This is a genomic window from Blautia liquoris (assembly GCF_015159595.1).
In the GTDB taxonomy this organism is placed as follows: domain Bacteria; phylum Bacillota; class Clostridia; order Lachnospirales; family Lachnospiraceae; genus Novisyntrophococcus; species Novisyntrophococcus liquoris.
Genome location: NZ_CP063304.1, coordinates 294,749 through 315,852 on the forward strand (window position 1 = coordinate 294,749; position 21,104 = coordinate 315,852).

Genomic DNA, 21,104 nt, shown 5'->3' on the forward strand with positions numbered 1-21,104 from the left:
TTAACAGTGATATGGCCGTCCTTTGCTTCCGGGAAACTATAGACTGCCAGTCATGAAAGTGTGCCCAATCTATTTTAAGCTTGCACGTTTTCTCATTCTGGAGTCCAGAATACGTTTTCTGATGCGAAGACTTTTTGGTGTTACTTCAAGAAGTTCATCCGTATCTATGAATTCAAGTGCCTGCTCCAATGAAAGCACCCGTGGAGGAGTAAGCTTTAACGCCTCATCTGCAGACGAGGATCTTGTGTTAGTAAGATGTTTTGTTTTACAGACGTTCAGCTCAACATCCTCTGCTTTTCCGCACTGTCCGATCACCATGCCGGCATAGACTTTTTCACCCGGGCCGATGAACAAGGTTCCGCGGTCCTGAGCAGAAAAGAGACCATAGGCAACAGATGTGCCGCCTTCAAATGCGATTAGAGAGCCTTGCTTTCTGTATTTGATGTCCCCCTTATAAGGAGCGTAGTCGTCAAACGTGGTATTCAATATTCCCTGACCCTTCGTCATCGTCATGAAGTCACCGCGAAAACCAATCAGTCCACGGGAAGGAATCTCGAATTCAAGTCTCGTGTTTCCACCGCTTGCCTGACTCATACCCTGAAGTTCGCCCTTACGTTCGCTTAGGCGCTGGATCACAGTTCCTGAGAACTCTTCGGGCACATCGACATAAGCGATTTCCATAGGCTCCAGTTTACGTCCCCGTTCATCTGCCTTATAAAGCACTTCGGCTTTACTTACTGCGAATTCATATCCTTCACGGCGCATATTCTCAATCAGAACAGAGAGATGAAGTTCTCCGCGTCCTGAGACCTTCAGGCACTCAGGAGTCTTGGTGTCCTCCACACGCAGGCTCACGTCTGTATTCAGTTCGCGGTAGAGACGATCTCTTAAGTGACGGGAAGTGATATATTTACCTTCCTGTCCTGCCATAGGAGAATCATTCACCATAAAGTTCATGGATATGGTTGGCTCTGATATCTTCTGAAATGGAATAGCCTCTGGATTCGATGGATCACAAAGGGTATCACCGATACGGATATCGGGGATCCCCGATATCGCAACAATAGAGCCAATCCCTGCTTCCTGGACTTCTGCTTTATTCAGTCCCTCGAATTCATAAAGTTTGCTTACCTTTACACGCTCTTGTTTTTGAGGGTCATGGTGATTCAGCAGCAGGATATCTTCATTTATCTTGATTTTGCCGTTATCTACTTTTCCAACACCGATTCGGCCAACATATTCATTATAATCAATTGTGCTGATCAGTACCTGGGTGCCTTTGTCAGGGTCACCTTCTGGAGCGGGGATATAGTTTAATATTGTTTCGAAGATCGGAGTCATGTCTTTTGGCTCATCCTCCAGATTATCAAGAGCAAAACCACCCTTGGCAGAGGCATAAAGGAACGGGCAGTCCAGCTGTTCATCGGATGCATTCAGATCCATGAGCAGCTCTAATACCTCATCAATAACCTCAGCGGGTCTTGCCTCTGGCCGATCAATCTTATTAATGCAGACAATCACCTTCAGATCGAGATCCAGTGCTTTCTGGAGCACGAACTTTGTCTGTGGCATGGGTCCTTCAAAAGCGTCTACCAGCAGGATTACACCGTTTACCATCTTCAGAACACGTTCAACTTCTCCTCCAAAATCAGCATGTCCGGGGGTATCTATGATGTTAATCTTCGTTCCCTTATAATTTACGGCTGTATTCTTGGACAGTATTGTGATTCCACGTTCACGTTCTATCGCATTGGAATCCATGACTCGATCCTGAACTTCCTGGTTTGCGCGGAAAATACCACTTTGTCGGAGCAGTCCGTCAACCAGCGTTGTCTTGCCGTGATCTACATGGGCAATGATAGCGACATTTCTTACATCATTTCTTTTCGTTTTCATTTATATTTACCTTCTTTTCTTAACCGTCAAACTACACGGTCGTAGTATAGCATAAATTGTCGGATTTGAACAGGGATAGAAATTACAAAAAATAATTGTTCTAAGATCTATTTGTGGTGAATAAATATGTTTAATATAAGATACCAACAAGAGAAAGGGGAACTATTTATTCATGGCAGATAAGATTATTGAAAACAATCAGGTACAAATTATGGGAGAGGTAGTGTCACAGTTTACATTCAGTCATCAGGTATTCGGGGAAGGTTTTTATCTGGTAGACGTTAATGTAAAACGTCTCAGCGATGCAACAGATATCATTCCGGTTATGATATCCGAGAGACTGATCGATGTGACACAGGATTATGATGGCGAATACATACTAGTGACGGGCCAGTTCCGCTCCTACAACAGACATGAAGAGAAGAAAAACCGCCTGGTACTGTCCGTCTTTGCCCGTGAGATCACCTTCGTGGAGGAAGAAGATGATTCCGTCAAAACCAACCAGATATTCCTGGATGGCTACATATGCAAACCTCCTGTTTACCGAAAAACGCCTCTCGGAAGAGAAATCGCCGATTTGCTGATTGCCGTTAATCGTCCATATGGAAAGTCAGACTATATACCTTGTATATGCTGGGGAAGGAATGCCAGGTTTGCTTCTGCATTTTCAGTAGGTGGACACGTTCTGGTCTGGGGAAGGATCCAGAGCAGGGAGTATGTCAAAAGACTCAGTGAGACCGAATCAGAAAAGCGTGTGGCCTATGAAGTATCTGTGAGTAAACTCGAATATGCGGATCAGGGGTGAAAACAGTTCTTGACAATGATATAAACAGATGTTATTATGAAAATTAAATAAAGATTGAAGATAGAGGTTGCATTTTTCAAGAGTATGATGTTGGATGTTCCAGAAACAGGTGAAAACAGCAGAAAGGGAAAGATGCCGAAAGAATATAGCATCTGGGTTATAGTTCTTGGGCGTGACATTAACAGTGGCACGACTGTCATCGCAAGGTGGAGTGCTATCCCATGTATATGGTTTAAGTATATACGAGAGACGGCGCTCATGCTCCGTCTCCTTTTTAGTACCCGTAGATATGGGGTTGCTTTCTCATGTTTGTTCGGGTCCCAAGGTCATGCTTTTTCATGCAAGCATGAAACGCAGGACCTTTTGACCCTGGTATCATAACATATATATATAAGGAGCGGATCATGAACACTGCTGTCAAGAAGGAGGAAAGATATGGCTGTATTTAAAGGAGCAGGAGTTGCAATAATAACTCCAATGAAGGACAATGGGGATGTGAATTTTGAGAAACTTTCTGAAATAATCGAAGATCAGATAAATAATGGCACAGATGCGATTATTATCTGTGGTACGACAGGGGAGGCTTCCACGCTTTCACACGAGGAGCACGTAAAGACTATCCGTCATTGTATCAGACAAGTGAATGGCCGTGTTCCTGTGATTGCAGGCACAGGTTCTAATGATACCGCAACGGCAGTCCGGACATCGACAGAGGCAGAGGAAGCAGGGGCTGATGCGGTTCTTCTCGTTACACCTTATTATAACAAGGCGACGCAGAAAGGTCTGATCGAACATTTTACAAAGATAGCGAATTCAATCTCTATTCCGGCAATACTGTACAATGTCCCCGGCAGGACAGGATGCAATATTCAGCCGAAAACGATAGCATATCTTGTAAAGAATGTCGAAAATATTGTCGGTGTGAAAGAAGCCAGCGGCAATATCTCTCAGGTAGCGGAGCTGATGCATCTTACGGATGGTGAGATTGATCTTTATTCGGGAAATGATGATCAGGTTGTTCCGATTCTTTCCCTTGGCGGACTCGGAGTGATCTCTGTTGTGTCAAATGTCGCCCCAAAATATATGCATGACATGGTTATGCAATTCTTTAATGGGAATGTGAGAGAAAGTGCCCGAATGCAGCTTGATGTCATGCCGCTTTGCAAAGCCTTGTTCTGCGAAGTGAATCCCATCCCTGTAAAGACCGCCATGAATCTGCAGGGCTGGGATGTGGGGCCACTTCGACTGCCGCTTTGTGAGATGGAACCTGATAACAAGAAACTATTACACAATGTGATGAAAGATATGGGACTCTTATGATAAAAGTAATTATGAATGGCTGCAATGGACATATGGGACACGTGATCTCAGACCTGATTTTTGATGATGATGATATGGAGATTGTTGCCGGAATCGATATTTCAGGAGAAGGAGACTGCAGCTATCCTGTCTATACAGATATTTTCAACTGCAAAGTTAATGCAGATGTTATGATAGATTTCTCATCCTATAAAGCAACGAATCGTGTACTTGAGTACTGCGGGCAGAGAAAACTGCCCCTGGTACTTTGTACAACGGGACTAACTGAGGAACAACTAAACCTCGTTTCTAAGATGAGCCGAGAGACAGCAATTCTTCACTCGGCGAACATGTCTCTTGGCATTAATGTCTTGTTTAAACTGATACAGGATGCAGCAAAAGTTCTGGCCCCGGCAGGATTCGATATGGAAATCGTGGAAAAACACCACAGATTAAAAAAAGATGCACCCAGCGGGACGGCGATTGCTCTGGCAGATCACCTGAATCAGGCGCTGGACAAGCAGTATCATTACTGCTTTGACCGCAGCCAGAGACATGAAGAAAGAGATTCAAAGGAAATCGGGATTTCTTCTGTCCGCGGCGGAACCATAGCGGGCGATCATGACGTGATCTTCGCAGGAACAGATGAAGTGATCACGATTTGTCATCAGGCAAGTTCTAAAGGTGTATTTGGAAAAGGTGCACTGGAAGCAGCAAGATACCTTGCCAATAAACCGGCCGGTCTGTATGATATGAGCGATGTGATTGCCGGATGAGTATTTTACCCGCAACATCGTATTTTTTGTGAATAATTCCATTGATTTTTCGCATACTACTCCTATCAATGAATGATTCCAGAACTGCACAAGCACAAAGTGCGAAGCGGACGATGGTATCATGGAATCAAAATATCTATTGAATGAGCAAAGGAGAGTTATGATGAAACACATGAAAAAAATCCTGATTGGCTGTCTGATGGTAATTATGCTTACAGGCGTTACAGCATGCGGAAATAACAATACGAATGATGCCACAGACGGTACGGACAATGGAACAACTACAGATGGAACAGATAACGACAAAGTTGATAATAACGACAGAATTGATGATAAAGACAAAACCGATGATAAGGTAAGAGACAATAATACTGACATAGACAACAATGGGGACACTGCTGGAGATAAAGTAAGAAATGGTGCGAACGATGTTGTCGATGGCGTCGGTGAAGGTGTTGAAGGTGTTGGCCAGGGCGTTAAGGATCTGGGAGATGATGTGACCGGAACGGATAATGACAACAACACGAATAACAACGCAGACAACAATACAACAAAGGATACAAACGATAATCGTTGACGGAATGACAAGAGCAGCCGCCTGCTAAGCATATTGAATGCATATAGCAGTGCGGCTCTTTTTATGGAGGGTTTCTAGATGAAAAAAAATCAAGAGACAGGTCTGTCCGTCTGGCAGCTGTCTATGATGGCAGTTGGATCCGTGATCGGTGGTTCCTTCTTCTTAGGTTCTTCAGTTGCCATACATTCTGCCGGACCGTCTATCATTCTTTCGTATATATTGGGAGGAATTCTTGTCTATTATATCCTGTTCGCCCTTTCTGAGATGACAGTCAATGATCCGGATGCCGGGTCATTTCAGACATTTACGGAGCGTGCATATGGAAAGATGGCAGGGTTTGTGACAGGATGGGTTTACTGGGCAGGTATTGTTCTTGCGATGTCGAGCGAGGCAACAGCGATCTCTGTTTTGGTAAAAATATGGTTTCCCCATGTCTCTACATTGATTCTGGGAAGCATAATTATCGTGAGTGTAACAGTTATCAATTTGTTAGGGGCACAGAGACTTGGAAAGCTTGAGAGCATTCTGGCGGCAGTGAAACTTATCACAGTTGCAGCATTTATTGTTATGGGAGCACTTCTGATTATAGGTGTTATAAAAGGAAATCAGGCAGGAGAGAATCACGGGTACAGTCGTCCGGCCTTTCTCATGGAACCTTTTTTTGCGAATGGGTTTAAAGGGTTTTCAGGAAGCCTGCTGGTGGTGATATACGCCTATTCAGGGTTTGAGGTTTTAGGACTGGCGGCAGCTGAGGCCAAAGATCCAAGAAAGACGGTTCCCGTGGCCATTCATAAGGTTGTTACTATTTTGTTGACTCTTTATATTATATCTGTCGGAATCATTCTGGCTTTAATTCCAACTGATGAGATCTCAGGCGATAGAAGTCCAATGGTGGCAGCCCTGGAGCACTATGGTTTTGACTGGGCAGGGAATATCTTAAATATTATACTGATTACTGCTATTCTCTCCACCATGCTGGCCTCTATGTTTGGTGTGGGAAGAATGATTCGCACACTTGCGTCTGAGGGACTTGCGCCGGCATTTTTAAAGGAAAAGGCAGAAGTTCCGTACAGGGGACTTATCTTCTCTGGATGCGCGATGCTGCTGGCACTTCTTGCAGCAATATTGATGCCGCAAGTCTATGTTTTTCTTATCAGTGCAGGAGGATTTTCATCGATATTCGTATATATCATGATTATGGCATCTCATATTCGGTTTCGGGAGAGGAACGGAAAGCCTAACGACAAATTAAGGCTTGAGGGATTTCCTTATTCTTCTTTGTTTGTGATGATATGTCTGATTGCCGCTGTTGCCTTTATGCCTTTTGTGAAAGGACAAACAGCTGGTCTTGCAGCAGGATTCATGATTATTGCTTTTTTTAGCGTGGCGTATCTTTTTGTAAAAAAGCATGCAGAAAAACCGGATCAGCCAGTTGACAAGTCCTGAGAAATCCAGGATACTAGAGGCAAAGCAATTATGAAAATGGAGGTTGAAAAGCTATGAGGTACCCTGACTTTTTAAATGACAATGGGATCATAGGATTTGTCGCCCCTTCTTTTGGATGTAATACTGAACCCTATTATACAGCATTCAAGAACGCTCTGTTGGTCCTGAAGAAAAAAGGATACCAGATAGATCTGGGACCAAACTGTTTCGAGGGTAAGGGAATTGGAATCAGCAATACACCCAGACGTTGCGGGGAGGAATTTAGCGAATATTACTGTTCAGATGAGAACGATGTTCTTCTGTCATGCGGAGGCGGAGAACTGATGTGTGAGATTCTGGATTATGTGGATTTTGAAAAGATTAAGATGAACAGACCTAAGTGGTTTATGGGTTATTCTGATAATACAAATCTCACGTTTTTGCTCACAACGATTTGCGATGTAGCTTCGATCTACGGACCTTGTGCTACGACTTTTGGTATGGAACCATGGCATCTGGCCATCGAAGACTCCGAAAAGCTTCTGCGGGGAGAAAAACTCACTGTGACAGGCTATGAGAGATGGGAACGGGAATCGAAAAAAGACGAGGAGCACCCGCTTATGCCTTATCATGTCACAGAAAAAAGGATTCTCAAGGTATTCGCTAAAGAAGAATATGTTGCGATAAAAGGACGCCTGTTGGGCGGTTGTATGGATTGTCTGAGAAACCTGATTGGGACCAGATACGATTATGTGGCGGAATTCAACAGGAAATACCATAATGATGGGGTAATCTGGTATCTCGAATCTTGCGATTTAAATGTTATGGATATCCGAAGAGCACTCTGGCAGATGCTTCATGCCGGATGGTTTGAGAATGCAAAAGGGTTCCTGATAGGAAGACCATATCACTACGGAGAAGAAGTCATGGGCCTTGACCAGTATCATGCGGTTTATGACATTCTACATATTTTAGATGTCCCGGTGGTAATGGATGTTGATCTTGGCCATCTTCCGCCCATGATGCCCTTGATTAACGGTGCGTATTCGCTTGTAAATGTCAGGGGAAACGATATCCAGATTGAAATGCGGACGGATGTGTGAAGTTTTTAGAAATCTATTGCAATGAAGGGACAGGATTGTTATAATTAAAGTACTTACTAAAGGCTTAATCATTGCTTTTAAGTAAAATACAATTAAAGGGGTTGACGGCATTGAATATTATTATTAGTGGAAAAAACATCGACATCACAGAGGGAATCCGCTCTGCTGTTAACAGTAAACTTGGAAAACTTGAAAGATATTTTACTCCTGACACGGATGTCAACGTTACTTTGAGCGTTGAGAAAGAAAGACAGAAAGTCGAAGTTACAATACCTGTGAAGGGCCGGCTTATTCGTTCCGAACAGGTCAGTAATGATATGTACGTATCCATTGACCTGGTAGAAGAAGTGATAGAACGGCAGCTTCGCAAATATAAGAGCAAACTGATCAATAAGAAACAGGATGTAAGCAACTTCCAGAAAGATTTTATTGAAGACGAAGATCTAGAAGATGAAGATATCAAGATTGTCAGAATGAAAAGATTTGGCATGAAACCGATGTTCCCGGAAGACGCATGCGTTCAGATGGAACTTTTAGGGCACAATTTCTTTGCGTTTAGAAATGCAGAGACGAATGAAGTGAACGTGGTTTACAAGAGAAAAGGCAATACGTATGGATTAATTGAGCCGGAAAACTGAGATCATATGAGGTAGGGGCTGACGCTGCGGCGCCAGTCCTTTTTGCGAAAATGCTAGGACCGCCGTAAATCTGTACAGGAAAAGTGTAATAAAATCATTGTTAATTTGTATTAAAAGTGTTAGAATAGGCGGTATGAGAATATTAGGAGTGTGTAAAAATTCATGAAAATATCAGAGAAATTATTTGGAACGCACAGTGAGCGTGAATTAAAACGCGTCATGCCGCTGGTTGATAAAATTGAGGCACTGCGCCCGGATATGCAGAAATTATCTGATGAAGAGCTGCGTGCGAATACGAAAAAATTTAAAGAACGTCTGACCGGAGGAGAAACTCTGGATGATATTCTTGTTGAAGCATATGCAACAGTACGTGAGGCTGCCAGACGTGTACTCAATATGGAACCTTACAGGGTGCAGGTTATGGGCGGAATCATCCTGCATCAGGGACGTATCGCTGAGATGAAAACCGGTGAAGGAAAGACGCTGGTTTCCACACTTCCGGCTTATTTGAATGCACTGACAGGACGTGGCGTCATGATCGTCACGGTCAATGATTATCTGGCCAAAAGGGATGCCGAGTGGATGGGAAAAGTTCATGAATTCCTCGGCCTTACAGTCGGGGTGGTGCTGAATCCTATGAATAATGACGAACGACGTGCTGCTTATGCCTGTGATATTACTTATATTACGAATAACGAGCTTGGGTTCGACTATCTGCGTGATAACATGGTCATATACAAGGAACAGCTTGTACAAAGGGATCTGTATTATGCTATCATTGATGAGGTCGATTCTGTTCTGATTGATGAGGCAAGAACACCGCTTATTATCTCCGGACAGAGCGGAAAATCCACAAAACTGTATGAGACCTGCGATATCCTTGCACAGCAGCTGGAGCGCGGTGAGGCCAGCGGCGAGATGACGAAGATGACAGCTATTATGGGTGAAGAGATCGAAGAGAGCGGAGATTTCATCGTCAATGAAAAGGACAAGATTGTAACTTTGACAGAAGATGGGATCAAAAAAGTTGAGAATTTCTTCCATATAGACAACCTGTCTGATCCGGAGAATATGGAAATTCAGCATAACATAATCTTAGCTCTGCGCGCACATAATTTGATGTTCCGTGATAAAGACTATGTAGTGAAGGATGATGAAGTGTTGATTGTCGATGAATTTACCGGACGTATTATGCCGGGACGGCGGTATTCAGACGGACTGCATCAGGCAATCGAGGCGAAGGAGCATGTAAAGGTCAGAAGAGAGAGTAAGACTCTTGCGACGATTACATTCCAGAACTTCTTCAACAAGTTTGAAAAAAGAGCTGGTATGACAGGTACTGCGCTCACCGAAGAACAGGAGTTTCGTGATATCTATGGCATGGACGTTATAGAGATTCCGACGAATGAACCGATGATTCGTGTAGACTACGACGATGCTGTCTACATGACAAAGAAAGAAAAGTTCCGTGCGGTTGTGGAAGAAATCAAGAGATCTCATGAAAAGAATCAGCCTGTTCTGGTCGGCACGGTAACGATAGAAACTTCCGAACTGCTCAGCAAGATGCTGAAAAAAGAAGGAATCAAACATCAGGTTTTGAATGCCAAGTTCCATGAGCTTGAGGCAGAGATCGTATCCCATGCCGGCGAGGCAGGGACTGTCACGATTGCAACGAATATGGCAGGCCGTGGTACCGATATTAAATTGGATGACGAGTCTAGAGCTGCCGGCGGACTGAAAATTGTCGGAACAGAGCGCCATGAATCAAGACGTATTGACAATCAGCTGCGTGGACGTTCCGGACGTCAGGGTGATCCTGGTGAATCCCGGTTCTATATATCTTTGGAAGATGATCTGATGCGTCTGTTCGGATCTGAAAAACTGATGGGTGTGTTTAAATCACTCGGTGTTGCTGAGAATGAACAGATCGAACATAAGATGTTATCTTCTGCAATTGAGAAAGCACAGAAGAAGATTGAGGCAAATAACTATGGAATACGTAAGAATCTGCTCGATTACGATCAGGTGAACAACGAGCAAAGGGAGATCATCTACAAGGAGAGAAGACGTGTACTTGACGGCGAGAATATGCGTGATTCGATTCTCAAGATGGCATATGATACCATTGATGATACCGTGGACATGTTCATCGGAGAAAATGCAGATCCCCAGAAGTGGGACCTTGGAGAGCTCAATGCCTTTTTAATCCCGATCATTCCTGTGAAACCTCTTAAGAATGAGGATGTCGCAAAGATGAAGAAGGATGAACTGAAACAGAAACTTAAAGAAGAAGCTGTAAAGGTATACGAAGAGAAAGAGAGCCAGTTCCCGCAGGAGGAGCAGATCCGTGAACTAGAGCGTGTTATTCTTTTGAAAGTAATTGATCAGAAGTGGATGGATCATATTGATGATATGGATCAGCTGCGTCAGGGTATCGGACTTCAGGCTTATGGTCAGAGAGATCCGAGAGTCGAATATAAGATGAGTGGCTATGATATGTTCAATGAAATGCTTAATTCTATCGAACAGGATACTTTGCGGCTGCTCTACCATATCCGCGTCGAAGAAAAGGTAGAAAGGGAGCAGGTAGCAAAAGTAACAGGAACCAATAAAGAAGAGGGAAGCCCAAAACCGACTTATAAGCGTTCCCAAAAGAAGATCTACCCGAATGATCCATGTCCGTGCGGCAGCGGATTGAAATACAAACAGTGCCATGGAAGAAAAGATGCAATGCAGGCATAAGTATAGTCGGCAAGTAAAGAAATAATCAGTTTTTTATCAAAATATATATCAGAAAGAGGTGAAGCAAATGGTTGAATTGGATCAGTTTAAGACTGAATTGAGTTCCTATGAGGGACCATTGGTGGAAGTGAGGGATTCACTTTGACCTCGCTGACAAAGAACAGCGGATCGAAGAATTAGAAAGAAAGATGGAAGAACCTGACTTCTGGGACAACCCTGAGAGAGCTCAAAAGATGATGAAAGAGCTTGGGAGCTTGAAAGAAGACAGGGACACATATCATAAACTTGTCCTGGCCAGGGAAGATATGGAAACCCTGATTGAGATGGGATACGAGGAAAATGATGCCAGCGTAATCCCGGACATCAGGGAGATGCTTTTGGCCTTTAAGAAGGATTTCGAGAATATACGCATTAAGACCTTGTTATCCGGAAAATATGATGAGACAAATGCAATTGTAAAATTAAACGCAGGAGCTGGCGGAACAGAGGCTATGGACTGGTGTTCTATGCTTTACCGCATGTATACACGCTGGGCAGAAAAAAAAGGTTTTTCTCTGGAAGAACTTGATTTTCTGGAAGGGGAAGAGGCAGGTATCAAATCGGTTACATTTCAGGTGAACGGTGAGAATGCATATGGATTGCTGAAATCTGAAAAGGGCGTGCATCGTCTGGTCAGAATATCTCCATTCAATGCAAATGGAAAACGCCAGACCTCTTTTGTATCATGCGATGTGATGCCAGATATAAAAGGTGATATTAACGTAGAGGTAAAAGATGAGGATATTCGGGTGGATACGTATCGCTCAAGCGGAGCCGGCGGACAGCATATCAATAAAACTTCATCAGCGATCCGCATCACTCATTTCCCGACAGGAATTGTGGTGACATGCCAGAATGAGCGTTCACAGCATATGAACAAGGATAAGGCTATGCAGATGCTCAAGGCAAAACTATATCTGTTAAAAGAGCAGGAGCAGGAAGAACAGCTTTCCGGGATTCGAGGTGAAGTGACGGATATTGCCTGGGGAAATCAGATTCGCTCTTATGTTATGCAGCCATATACGATGGTGAAGGATCACAGGACGAATGAGGAAGTCGGCCAGGTAAATGCTGTATTGGACGGGGATATTGATCCGTTTATTAATGCATACCTGAAGTGGACGGCACTTAAGAAGTAAGTGACAATCATGACATGGAGGTGACATGGATGAAAGAGGCATGGTGGAAGGAAGCGGTTGTGTACCAGATCTATCCGAGAAGCTTTATGGACAGCGATGGGGACGGCATTGGAGACCTGAAAGGTATTACAAGCCGTCTGGATTATCTGAAGACTCTGGGAGTGGACGTGATCTGGCTTTCGCCGGTATATCAATCACCGAATGATGACAATGGATATGATATCAGCAATTACCGGGATATTATGGATGAATTTGGAAGCATGTCTGACTTTGATGAGATGCTGAAAGAGGCTCATGACCGCGGGATACGGATTGTGATGGATCTCGTGGTGAATCACACATCGGATGAACATAAGTGGTTTGTGGAAAGCCGAAAAAGCAAAGATAATCCATACAGAGACTACTACATCTGGAGAAATCCAAAAGAAGATGGGAGTGCCCCCAATAACTGGGGTGCAAGCTTCGGAGGTTCCGCATGGGAATATGATAAGAATACAGACATGTATTATCTTCATCTCTTTTCTAAAAAACAGCCAGATCTAAACTGGGATAATCCGAACGTTCGGGATGAAGTCTTCGACATGATGACTTGGTGGTGCGAAAAGGGTATCGATGGATTCCGCATGGATGTAATCAGCATGATCTCAAAGACACCCGAGATGCCGGACGGCGAAGAGACAGACGCACAAGGCTACGGAAGCTTCGCTCCATATTGTATTCATGGACCTCATGTTCACGACTATCTAAAAGAGATGAACAAAAAAGTTCTCTCGCAATATGATCTGATGACTGTAGGCGAGACTGCCGGCGTCGATATTGAACAGGCAAGAAAATATGCCGGTGAAAACAGCCATGAGCTGAACATGGTCTTTCAGTTTGAGCATGTCGAGTCAGACGGAAAATATGGGAAATGGACAGACGAGAGAGTACCGCTGTCATTTTTAAAGGAGAACCTTTCCAAATGGCAGACCCAGTTGTATGAAAATGCCTGGAACAGTCTTTACTGGGATAATCATGATCAACCCAGGGCAGTTTCTCGTTTTGGCGATGACAGTTCAAAGTACAGGGACGTTTCAGCAAAGATGCTCGCGACTCTTCTTCACATGATGCAGGGAACACCCTATATTTATCAGGGGGAGGAACTTGGGATGACGAATTACCCGTTCCAGTCAAAAGATCAGTTCCGTGATATCGAGAGTATACATGCATATGAAGATTGGGTTGAGTCAGGAAAGGTAAAACGGGAAGAGTTCTGGCCCTGTCTTATCAATAAGAGCCGGGATAATGCACGGACTCCGGTACAGTGGGATGACACCGAGAATGCAGGATTTACCACCGGGACGCCCTGGATTGATGTAAATCCGAATTATAAGACAGTCAACGCGAAAAATGAAGTGAACGATCCGGATTCTGTTTTTTCATATTATCAACAGTTGATTGCTCTTAGGAAGACTTATCCAATTATTGTGTATGGAAAATATGATCTGATTCTTTCAGACGACGAGAACATATTTGCTTATACAAGAACTTTAGATGACAGGCAGCTACTTGTGGTATGCAACTATACAAAAAAGAACTGTAAGCTTCGGGTACCGAAAGAATATGAGGGAGCCGATTGTCTGATCTCGAACTATAACAGGGATAACTATCGGGGAATGTTGGAACTGAATCCCTATGAAGCATTTGTCCTTTTTCGGAAATAAACAAAATATCCGTAAACGTTACGGTGAAAAAGAAAACAGTCAACAAAAGTTGACTGTTTTTTACTAAAATATTCTCCGATTTTTGTATTGCAGCTTTTTTCTGAATATGGTATTATCTTTACAGTGGACACAAATGTATTTTTGGGACACACAGTGTGGAGAGGAAGGTTATGTCAGAGACAGAAAAATATTATGTTGTGAAAGAAAAAGCAGTTCCTGAAGTCCTTCTGAAAGTACTTAAGGCAAAAGGCCTGATAGAGAAGAAAGAGCTTACGGTCCAGGATGCGGCAGAGAGAGTGGGCATCAGCCGGAGCTCTTTTTATAAATATAAAGATGATATCTTTCTTTTTCACGATACTGCAAAGGGAAAAACAATTACCTTTATTCTGCAGATGGATGATCAACAGGGGTTACTGTCCGATGTTTTGAAAACAATCGCAAGGTATAATGGAAACATCTTGACGATTCATCAGTCAATCCCCCTTAACGGAGTGGCTACTCTTACAATCAGTGTAGTGATCGCACCAGATATAGGGGATGCAACGGGAATGATGAGCAGTATTGAGAGTAAAGAAGGTGTTCACTACTTTAAGATATTAGGCAGGGAGTAAATATGATAAAAGTAGCAGTATTAGGATATGGAACCGTGGGATCCGGTGTTTTAGAAGTTTTTCAGAAGAATCAGGAAATATTGAATCAAAATGTCGGCGAAGAGATTGAATTAAAATATGTCCTGGACAGGAAGAAATTCCCGGGAGATCCGGTCGAAAGATACCTGATTCATGATTTCGAGACGATTGTAAATGATCCGGAGATTAAAATTGTTGTAGAAGTGATGGGAGGTCTGAACCCGTCCTTTGATTTTGTAAAAAGATGTCTGGAAAACCAAAAGAGTGTCTGCACATCCAATAAAGAACTGGTCGCGCAGCATGGGACAGATCTTCTTTTGACGGCAAAAGAGCATCATGTAAATTTCTTGTTTGAGGCCAGCTGTGGTGGAGGAATACCAATCATCCGACCGTTGTATCAATCTTTGACAGCGGACAGAATTGATGAGGTTTCCGGAATCCTCAACGGGACAACCAACTATATCTTAAGTAAGATGACGAGTGACGGATATGGGTTTGAAGAAGTATTAAAGAGGGCACAGGATAAAGGATATGCCGAACGGGATCCACAGGCGGATGTTGAGGGATATGATGCATGTCGGAAAATTGCGATCCTGTCTTCTCTTGCTTTCGGAAATTATATCGATTATAAAGATATTTATACAGAGGGAATCACCGATATTACTGCCACAGATATAAAGTATGCAAAAGCGGCAGGCGCGGTAATTAAGCTTCTGGCCATTGGCCGTCGGACAGATCAGGGTGCATACGCACTTGTATGCCCTGTGATGATTGACGCTTCGAATTCTCTATATAGTGTAAATAGTGTCTTCAATGCAGTCTCAGTACATGGCAACATGATTGGAGATGCTATGTTCTATGGAAAAGGTGCGGGGAAGCGTCCGACTGCAAGTGCAGTTGTGGCAGATGTTGTGGAGGCAGCAAAGAATCCGGGTACAACTGTGATGGGAGATGGATGGAACGCAAAGAAACTGGAACTTATGCCATTGGATGATATACCAGGCCGTTTTTTTGTTCGTATACAGGGAAATATAGCCGCCTGTCTTCCTTCGGTTGAGAGCGTATTTGGAGAAGTGGATCCGATTACTGTTCCAAGTATCGACCGTGAATTCGGCTTTTTCACAGGGGAAATGACTGAGGCACAATATAAAGAAAAGACAGAACGGCTGGAAGGAATTATTCATATGATCCGAGTTAGATTCTAAAGGAGGTCACACACGGTGAAAACAATTGTAATGCTGTCAGATGGCATGGCGGACGAGTCGGTTTTTGACTTCGGGGGAAAAACACCCTTGGAATATGCGAGTACGCCAACTTTGGACCGCCTGGCAAAAGTGTCTGAGATTGGTATGGTCCGGACGATTCCGGAGGGGATGGCTCCGGGCTCAGATGTCGCCAATCTGTCTGTGATCGGATATAATCCCAGACTATATTATACCGGGCGCTCCCCACTTGAGGCTTTAAGTATTGGTGCTAAAATGGACGAAAATGATGTGGCACTGCGCTGCAATCTGGTTACAGTTTCCGAGGAGGACAGTTTGCCTTATGAGGAGAGAAGGATGGTTGACCACAGTGCATCTGAGATCACAACCGAAGAGGCAGAGCAGCTTTTATCGGATCTGAAGAGTGAGTTTGAAAGCGATAATTGTCACTTTTATACCGGTACGTCTTATCGTCATTGCATGATCTGGAGAGGTGGGGAGATACTGCCCTTTACTCCACCCCATGATATTCTTGAACAGAAAATCGGAAGATATCTGCCAGAGAACGATTTGTTTTTGTGCATGCTAAAAAGAAGCTATGAGATTTTGAAAAATCATCCGGTAAATCAGAAAAGAAGAGCAGCCGGTTTGAATCCGGCAAACAGTTTCTGGTTTTGGGGTGCGGGAACAAAGCCTTCTCTTCCTTCTTTTTGGGGCAGATATCATAAAAAAGGAGTTATGATATCCGCTGTTGATCTACTAAAGGGGATAGCAGTGGGAATTGGACTTGACAACAGGAATGTTGAAGGGGCGACTGGAGGACTTAATACCAATTATGAGGGAAAGGCCCAGGCGGCCGCAGATGCACTTTTAGGAGAGAATTATGATTTTGCCTATATCCATCTCGAGGCACCAGATGAGATGGGACATCAGGGAAGTGCTGTGAAAAAAGCAGAAGCCATACATCGGATGGATACCCGGATTCTGGCACCGCTTCTGAGACAATTAGATGCCTCCGGTGAAGAATACAGACTGCTTGTGCTGCCGGACCACCCGACACCGGTAGGTCTGCGCACCCATACAGCTAATCCTGTACCATACCTGTTGTATGACAGTACAAGGCATCAAAACCATGACTGGAATTACAACGAGCAAGAGGCCGTTGACAGTAAGAACCGGGTTGAACATGGGTGGGAATTGATGGACTATCTTTTTTCGGACGGCAGTTCTTTATAGTTCATGATTCAGCTGACGATAAAAATTTGCCACTGTCACATGGTGATATGGAGTGATCCAAAGCAGTGGAATAGAGCCGCCGATATATCCCAGAGAATAAAAACCAAAAAAGCTCAGAAAACTCACGTAGAAGTAAGCTTTCAGGTTCCCTTTCATCATTCTTGAACTGTTTCTTAAGGATTCCATTGCCGTAAGTTCTTCGTGATCTATCAGAAGGAAAGTCGACATGGAATAACGCAGAAGGATCAAAAATGTCACCAGACCTCCGATCCCCAGAATTAAGAGCAGACCCAGAGTATAAGTAAGAACAAATCGAAGGACGGACTGTAATTCAGGATTCGTAAATAGATGTTCATTTTTTTCAAAAATATAGCTCGTATAGATAATCACCGGCACGATAGTAAAAATCATACGGATTAGTCCCTTGATGGTTTCAACAATCAGGAAGCGGTCCGAATGGTGGGTAAACGCATAGAACAGATTACCAACAGAAATCGGCTGATGTCGGCTCACGGACAGAGACGATACCCAGATGCCTGTGGACAGAAGACTCAACAGGACGTTGCAAAGGAATGCAATAACGATTCCGCTGATGACGGAGAACATCGACATGCTCCTCAGCAGATACCAGTATATAAACATGAAAACGAAGGAGCTGATTATTGAATACATGATATAAGTGCCGATATATATCCCGTAATTCCCGATTAAGGCTTCACGGGCTTCGCTCTTTAGATATTTTGATTGACTCATATTTTGCACCAGGCCTTTCATTGTAGATTCATAATCACAGGGCTGTTGTTGTATCATTAGATGGGATGTCACTGCCATTCGGAAGAATGTCCTCGTAATTCTCTATGATATCAGTCCAGTTCATCTTAGAGACGTCGTTTACTACAGAAACAAGAGAGAAGACCATGACAATACAGCCGACAATCAGACCTGCAGCAGATAATCCGACGCCTATTTTTGCAGGTTTTTGCATGCTTCCTCTTCCTCTGGACAAAAGTGCGAAGATGATTCCCAGAACGGCAAAAGTCAGTCCCAATCCATAGAGCGAAAACAAAAGTGAGCAAATTCCTAAAATAAAGGCAGCTTTTGCCATTCCGGGAGAACCAGATTCGTGATAAGAATACGGATCAGGGGATGGTTTTTGAAAGGGATCATTATAGTTGCTATTATCCAAAAGTAACACCTCCTCGACCTTGGATATGATAATAGTTTATCACGGGAACCAAGGCTCCGCAAGTACAAGGTAAAGTCTTTTTATCCAACAAGGGAGGCGAGATGTGCAGCGAAGATGCTGTAGAATAAGATGCACCACGGTTTCATAGTCACAATAATGAGAATGAACTTCTTTTTGGATATTGGCGTCAGTCCTGCCAGCAGACACAACTCGTCGTCGGGAGTCAGAGGCAGAAAAATTGCAAGTGCAAAAACCCACAGGAAGGAATCTTTCATTGTCCATCCCAGATATTTATCATAGAACTTTTCACCAATCAGGCCCTTCACTACAGGGGAGCCATATTTCTTTGCTATAAAAAAAGCGGTAATTGATCCGATGCTGATAGCCAGGTAATTGATCCAGAAACCATTGACAGCTCCAAACAGAAGTGATCCGGCGATGCATCCGAAAAGGCCCGGAAGAAAAGGGATAATCACTTGGAAAAACTGGATGAAGAACAACATAATCGGTGCGAACAGTCCAAAACTGTTAATATAGTTCTTGAATGAATCTAAAGAATGAAAATGACCATCTATGTAACTTTTTGCAAAAAAAATAATTGTCAGGACTAGAAAAGCCAGTCCTAAAATTTTACTGATTTTCTTGGCTAATAAAACCTTCTCAGACATAATATTCCTTATTCCTCTCATTCGAATGAATATAAGTATACCTTATTTCTGTGAAAAAGTGGAGAAGAAAAGATTAAGAAACATTTAAAATTAAAAACGCTTGGCATTTTTTAGACAAATGTGGAACTTGACATTATGAATTTTAGAGACTATACTTTTAAAGTAGTTTTCTAAAATATATTTCCGGGGTGCCGCTATGCGGCTGAGATTGGCTTTCGGGCCTGACCCGTATTACCTGATTCGGTTAATGCCGACGTAGGGAGAAGCCATATATTGCATCATGACTGATAGAATGCATGACCTCCTCACAGGTGATATCCCGTAAGGAGGTTTTTTAATGCAGAAAATAGAAACAGTAAATCATGGCAATCCGGATGCCAAAGGAGGAGATCTATGAGCTCTGTCAGGATCAATCACCTGAATGTAGATTTAAGCGGAAAAAAGGTGCTCGAGGATCTCTGTCTGGAATTCAACACGAAAGAGCGTATCCTGATTCTGGGGGCAGGAGGATGTGGAAAGTCTACGCTGCTTCTCTCTATGATGGGGATTGTTCAGCGGATGGAAAATGCTGAAGTGACTGGAGAAGTGTTCTTCGATGATTGTCCGGTTACAAAACTAAAAGCCTTCGAAGTGGCGAAAGTTTTGGGTATTGTGTTTCAAAATCCGGAAAGTCAGTTTTGCACGCTCTATCCGGAAAATGAAGTGGCATTCGGTCTGGAAAATCTCGGTGTGGAGCCAAAGAAGATGGACCGGATTATCAGCGATTCGCTGATGGCAATGCATTTTCCCAAGAAAAGAATTCATGCTCAGATCAATCAACTTTCCGGAGGTGAACAGCAGAGGCTGGCGTGTGCTGCAGCAGTGGCACAGGGAGCACAGATGCTTCTTCTGGATGAGCCTACTTCGAATCTAGATCCCGAGGGGAGAAGACAGGTTGCAGACGCGGCAGAAACTTTGAGCAGAAAGGGTAAAGGACTTCTTGTGGTAGAACATAACCTGGAGAATTGGCTTCCTCTGCTGGGGCGTGTGATTGTTTTGGGGAACAACGGAAAACTTCTGGCTGACGGTGACCCAAGAGATGTTTTTGTAAAATACAAAGATCAGATGACACAGCAGGGAATCTGGCGCCCGAGGGCACTTCGCATGTTCGACGAGCTGAAAAGTCTTGGATATACGCCGGCACGGGTACCACTTACTGCAAAAGAACTTCGCAAAGAGCAGATATCTTGGGAGCTGCTTGCAAAAGCATGGGAAAAGGCATTTCCAACTTGTGTCCGAAAAATCTCCACCGCAAAACCACTTATTCAGACGGAACATCTTACGGGGGAATATAAAAAAGGACAGCCTGTTTTTAGGGATGTAAGCTTTCGGATGGATTGTGGAGACTTTGTAGCTTTGACGGGAAGAAATGGCAGCGGAAAATCCACGCTGGCAAAAACATTGGTTGGGCTTCATGAGGCCTCAGAAGGACGGATTATGCTGTTTGGACAAGATACAACCGGGGAAAGGGCGAGTTCTGTTTTCAGAAGCGGTGATATTGGTTATGTGTTTCAGAATCCAGAGCATCAGTTCTTGAAGGAGACGGTCTGGGACGAACTGAAATACAGTGTCAGACAGGATTTAAGCGGGAACAGTATCGTTCACAGACTGATTCAGCAATTCGATCTACAGGGTGTGGAGAGCAGCAATCCCTTTCGTCTTTCCGGGGGGCAGAAGCGCAGACTTTCTGTCGCCATTATGTTGTCGGGGCATCGAAAACTCCTGATCTTGGATGAGCCTACTTTTGGTCAGGATGAAAAAGCTACATATATGTTGATGGATAAGCTGATCGAATACAATCAGGGAGGAACTGGCATATTGATGATTACGCATGATTTGGATCTGGCGGCGAGATATGCTAATAAGATAGCAGTGCTTTCAGACGGCAGCCTTGCTTATTATGGGACACCAGAGGAGCTCTGGAAAAAGCCCGATGTGATTAAACACAGCGGACTGCAAATTCCTTTTTTTGCAGAACTGCGTATGGAGGATCAATAGAACG

General features: G+C 43.6%; 18 protein-coding genes and 2 riboswitches. Of the genes, 14 read left to right on the forward strand and 4 right to left on the reverse strand.

All coding sequences use genetic code 11. From position 1 onward, the window contains the following. Positions 1-69 precede the first annotated feature (69 nt). Positions 70-1,896 (reverse strand): translational GTPase TypA, encoded by a 1,827-nt coding sequence (gene typA / locus INP51_RS01400; RefSeq protein WP_193735981.1) that lies wholly within the window; start codon positions 1,894-1,896, stop codon positions 70-72. A 172-nt stretch (positions 1,897-2,068) separates the two neighbouring features. On the opposite strand from typA, the gene INP51_RS01405 reads away from it, so the two are divergent. From INP51_RS01405 to INP51_RS01465, 13 genes are all read left to right on the forward strand, one after another. Next, positions 2,069-2,701: a single-stranded DNA-binding protein gene (locus INP51_RS01405; RefSeq protein ID WP_193735982.1), complete on the forward strand. Its 633-nt coding sequence runs from the start codon at positions 2,069-2,071 to the stop codon at positions 2,699-2,701. Positions 2,702-2,754: 53 nt separating this feature from the next. Beyond that, a riboswitch (Lysine riboswitch) is annotated at positions 2,755-2,926 on the forward strand. Between the two features lie 210 nt (positions 2,927-3,136). Next, the gene (dapA, locus tag INP51_RS01410; protein WP_193735983.1) at positions 3,137-4,021 is read left to right on the forward strand and encodes a 4-hydroxy-tetrahydrodipicolinate synthase; all 885 of its coding nucleotides are present in this window, start codon (positions 3,137-3,139) and stop codon (positions 4,019-4,021) included. Next, positions 4,018-4,776, forward strand: a complete 759-nt coding sequence (dapB, locus tag INP51_RS01415) for a 4-hydroxy-tetrahydrodipicolinate reductase (protein WP_193735984.1) — start codon at positions 4,018-4,020, stop codon at positions 4,774-4,776. The genes dapA and dapB overlap by 4 nt, the downstream gene beginning before the upstream one ends. Positions 4,777-4,936: 160 nt before the next feature. After that, positions 4,937-5,353, forward strand: a complete 417-nt coding sequence (locus INP51_RS01420; protein ID WP_193735985.1) for a hypothetical protein — start codon at positions 4,937-4,939, stop codon at positions 5,351-5,353. Positions 5,354-5,431: 78 nt separating this feature from the next. After that, positions 5,432-6,799 (forward strand): amino acid permease, encoded by a 1,368-nt coding sequence (locus INP51_RS01425; protein WP_193735986.1) that lies wholly within the window; start codon positions 5,432-5,434, stop codon positions 6,797-6,799. A gap of 53 nt (positions 6,800-6,852) precedes the next feature. After that, positions 6,853-7,881: a S66 family peptidase gene (locus INP51_RS01430; RefSeq protein ID WP_193735987.1), complete on the forward strand. Its 1,029-nt coding sequence runs from the start codon at positions 6,853-6,855 to the stop codon at positions 7,879-7,881. Between the two features lie 110 nt (positions 7,882-7,991). Then, a complete protein-coding gene (hpf, locus tag INP51_RS01435; protein ID WP_193735988.1) occupies positions 7,992-8,519 on the forward strand; it encodes a ribosome hibernation-promoting factor, HPF/YfiA family in 528 nt (175 codons plus the stop codon). 162 nt (positions 8,520-8,681) lie between these two features. Continuing rightward, on the forward strand, positions 8,682-11,261 hold the full coding sequence (secA, locus tag INP51_RS01440; RefSeq protein ID WP_193735989.1) for a preprotein translocase subunit SecA: 2,580 nt from the start codon (positions 8,682-8,684) through the stop codon (positions 11,259-11,261). A 67-nt stretch (positions 11,262-11,328) separates the two neighbouring features. After that, positions 11,329-12,439 (forward strand): peptide chain release factor 2 gene (gene prfB, locus INP51_RS01445; RefSeq protein ID WP_193735990.1). Its coding sequence is split into 2 segments (ribosomal slippage): positions 11,329-11,403 and positions 11,405-12,439, totalling 1,110 coding nucleotides; the frame shifts between segments, so codons are not numbered across the junction. A 29-nt stretch (positions 12,440-12,468) separates the two neighbouring features. Then, positions 12,469-14,142 (forward strand): glycoside hydrolase family 13 protein, encoded by a 1,674-nt coding sequence (locus INP51_RS01450; protein WP_193735991.1) that lies wholly within the window; start codon positions 12,469-12,471, stop codon positions 14,140-14,142. Between the two features lie 170 nt (positions 14,143-14,312). Beyond that, entirely contained in the window at positions 14,313-14,753 is a 441-nt protein-coding gene (locus INP51_RS01455) for an ACT domain-containing protein (protein ID WP_193735992.1), read from the forward strand. Positions 14,754-14,755: 2 nt separating this feature from the next. Next, positions 14,756-15,976 (forward strand): homoserine dehydrogenase, encoded by a 1,221-nt coding sequence (locus tag INP51_RS01460; RefSeq protein WP_193735993.1) that lies wholly within the window; start codon positions 14,756-14,758, stop codon positions 15,974-15,976. Positions 15,977-15,991: 15 nt separating this feature from the next. Continuing rightward, the gene (locus INP51_RS01465; RefSeq protein ID WP_193735994.1) at positions 15,992-17,209 is read left to right on the forward strand and encodes a cofactor-independent phosphoglycerate mutase; all 1,218 of its coding nucleotides are present in this window, start codon (positions 15,992-15,994) and stop codon (positions 17,207-17,209) included. Here the strand turns inward: INP51_RS01465 and INP51_RS01470 are convergent. The 3 genes from INP51_RS01470 to INP51_RS01480 all read right to left on the reverse strand — a co-directional run bounded on the left by INP51_RS01470 (position 17,204) and on the right by INP51_RS01480 (position 19,063). After that, complete coding sequence (locus INP51_RS01470; protein WP_329602322.1) at positions 17,204-18,040, reverse strand: DUF975 family protein; 837 nt, start codon at positions 18,038-18,040, stop codon at positions 17,204-17,206. The genes INP51_RS01465 and INP51_RS01470 overlap by 6 nt on opposite strands. After that, positions 17,997-18,395 carry a DUF4190 domain-containing protein gene (locus tag INP51_RS01475; RefSeq protein WP_193735996.1) on the reverse strand — a complete coding sequence of 133 codons (399 nt, stop codon included), beginning with the start codon at positions 18,393-18,395 and terminating at the stop codon, positions 17,997-17,999. Before INP51_RS01475 ends, INP51_RS01470 begins: the two co-directional genes overlap by 44 nt. A gap of 80 nt (positions 18,396-18,475) precedes the next feature. Beyond that, a complete protein-coding gene (locus INP51_RS01480; RefSeq protein WP_193735997.1) occupies positions 18,476-19,063 on the reverse strand; it encodes a TVP38/TMEM64 family protein in 588 nt (195 codons plus the stop codon). A gap of 174 nt (positions 19,064-19,237) precedes the next feature. After that, positions 19,238-19,342, forward strand: a riboswitch (TPP riboswitch). Between the two features lie 114 nt (positions 19,343-19,456). Between INP51_RS01480 and INP51_RS01485 the strand changes: the two genes are divergently transcribed. Next, positions 19,457-21,100: an ABC transporter ATP-binding protein gene (locus INP51_RS01485; RefSeq protein WP_193735998.1), complete on the forward strand. Its 1,644-nt coding sequence runs from the start codon at positions 19,457-19,459 to the stop codon at positions 21,098-21,100. Positions 21,101-21,104 lie beyond the last annotated feature (4 nt).

Coding starts and splice junctions, on each gene's coding strand:
- secA (WP_193735989.1), top strand. CDS start 8,682: ATGAAAATATCAGAGAAATTATTTGGAACGCACAGTGAGCGTGAATTA.
- dapA (WP_193735983.1), top strand. CDS start 3,137: ATGGCTGTATTTAAAGGAGCAGGAGTTGCAATAATAACTCCAATGAAG.
- dapB (WP_193735984.1), top strand. CDS start 4,018: ATGATAAAAGTAATTATGAATGGCTGCAATGGACATATGGGACACGTG.
- typA (WP_193735981.1), bottom strand. CDS start 1,896: ATGAAAACGAAAAGAAATGATGTAAGAAATGTCGCTATCATTGCCCAT.
- INP51_RS01470 (WP_329602322.1), bottom strand. CDS start 18,040: ATGGCAGTGACATCCCATCTAATGATACAACAACAGCCCTGTGATTAT.
- INP51_RS01455 (WP_193735992.1), top strand. CDS start 14,313: ATGTCAGAGACAGAAAAATATTATGTTGTGAAAGAAAAAGCAGTTCCT.
- INP51_RS01485 (WP_193735998.1), top strand. CDS start 19,457: ATGAGCTCTGTCAGGATCAATCACCTGAATGTAGATTTAAGCGGAAAA.
- INP51_RS01430 (WP_193735987.1), top strand. CDS start 6,853: ATGAGGTACCCTGACTTTTTAAATGACAATGGGATCATAGGATTTGTC.
- INP51_RS01450 (WP_193735991.1), top strand. CDS start 12,469: ATGAAAGAGGCATGGTGGAAGGAAGCGGTTGTGTACCAGATCTATCCG.
- INP51_RS01420 (WP_193735985.1), top strand. CDS start 4,937: ATGATGAAACACATGAAAAAAATCCTGATTGGCTGTCTGATGGTAATT.
- INP51_RS01425 (WP_193735986.1), top strand. CDS start 5,432: ATGAAAAAAAATCAAGAGACAGGTCTGTCCGTCTGGCAGCTGTCTATG.
- INP51_RS01460 (WP_193735993.1), top strand. CDS start 14,756: ATGATAAAAGTAGCAGTATTAGGATATGGAACCGTGGGATCCGGTGTT.
- INP51_RS01405 (WP_193735982.1), top strand. CDS start 2,069: ATGGCAGATAAGATTATTGAAAACAATCAGGTACAAATTATGGGAGAG.
- INP51_RS01480 (WP_193735997.1), bottom strand. CDS start 19,063: ATGTCTGAGAAGGTTTTATTAGCCAAGAAAATCAGTAAAATTTTAGGA.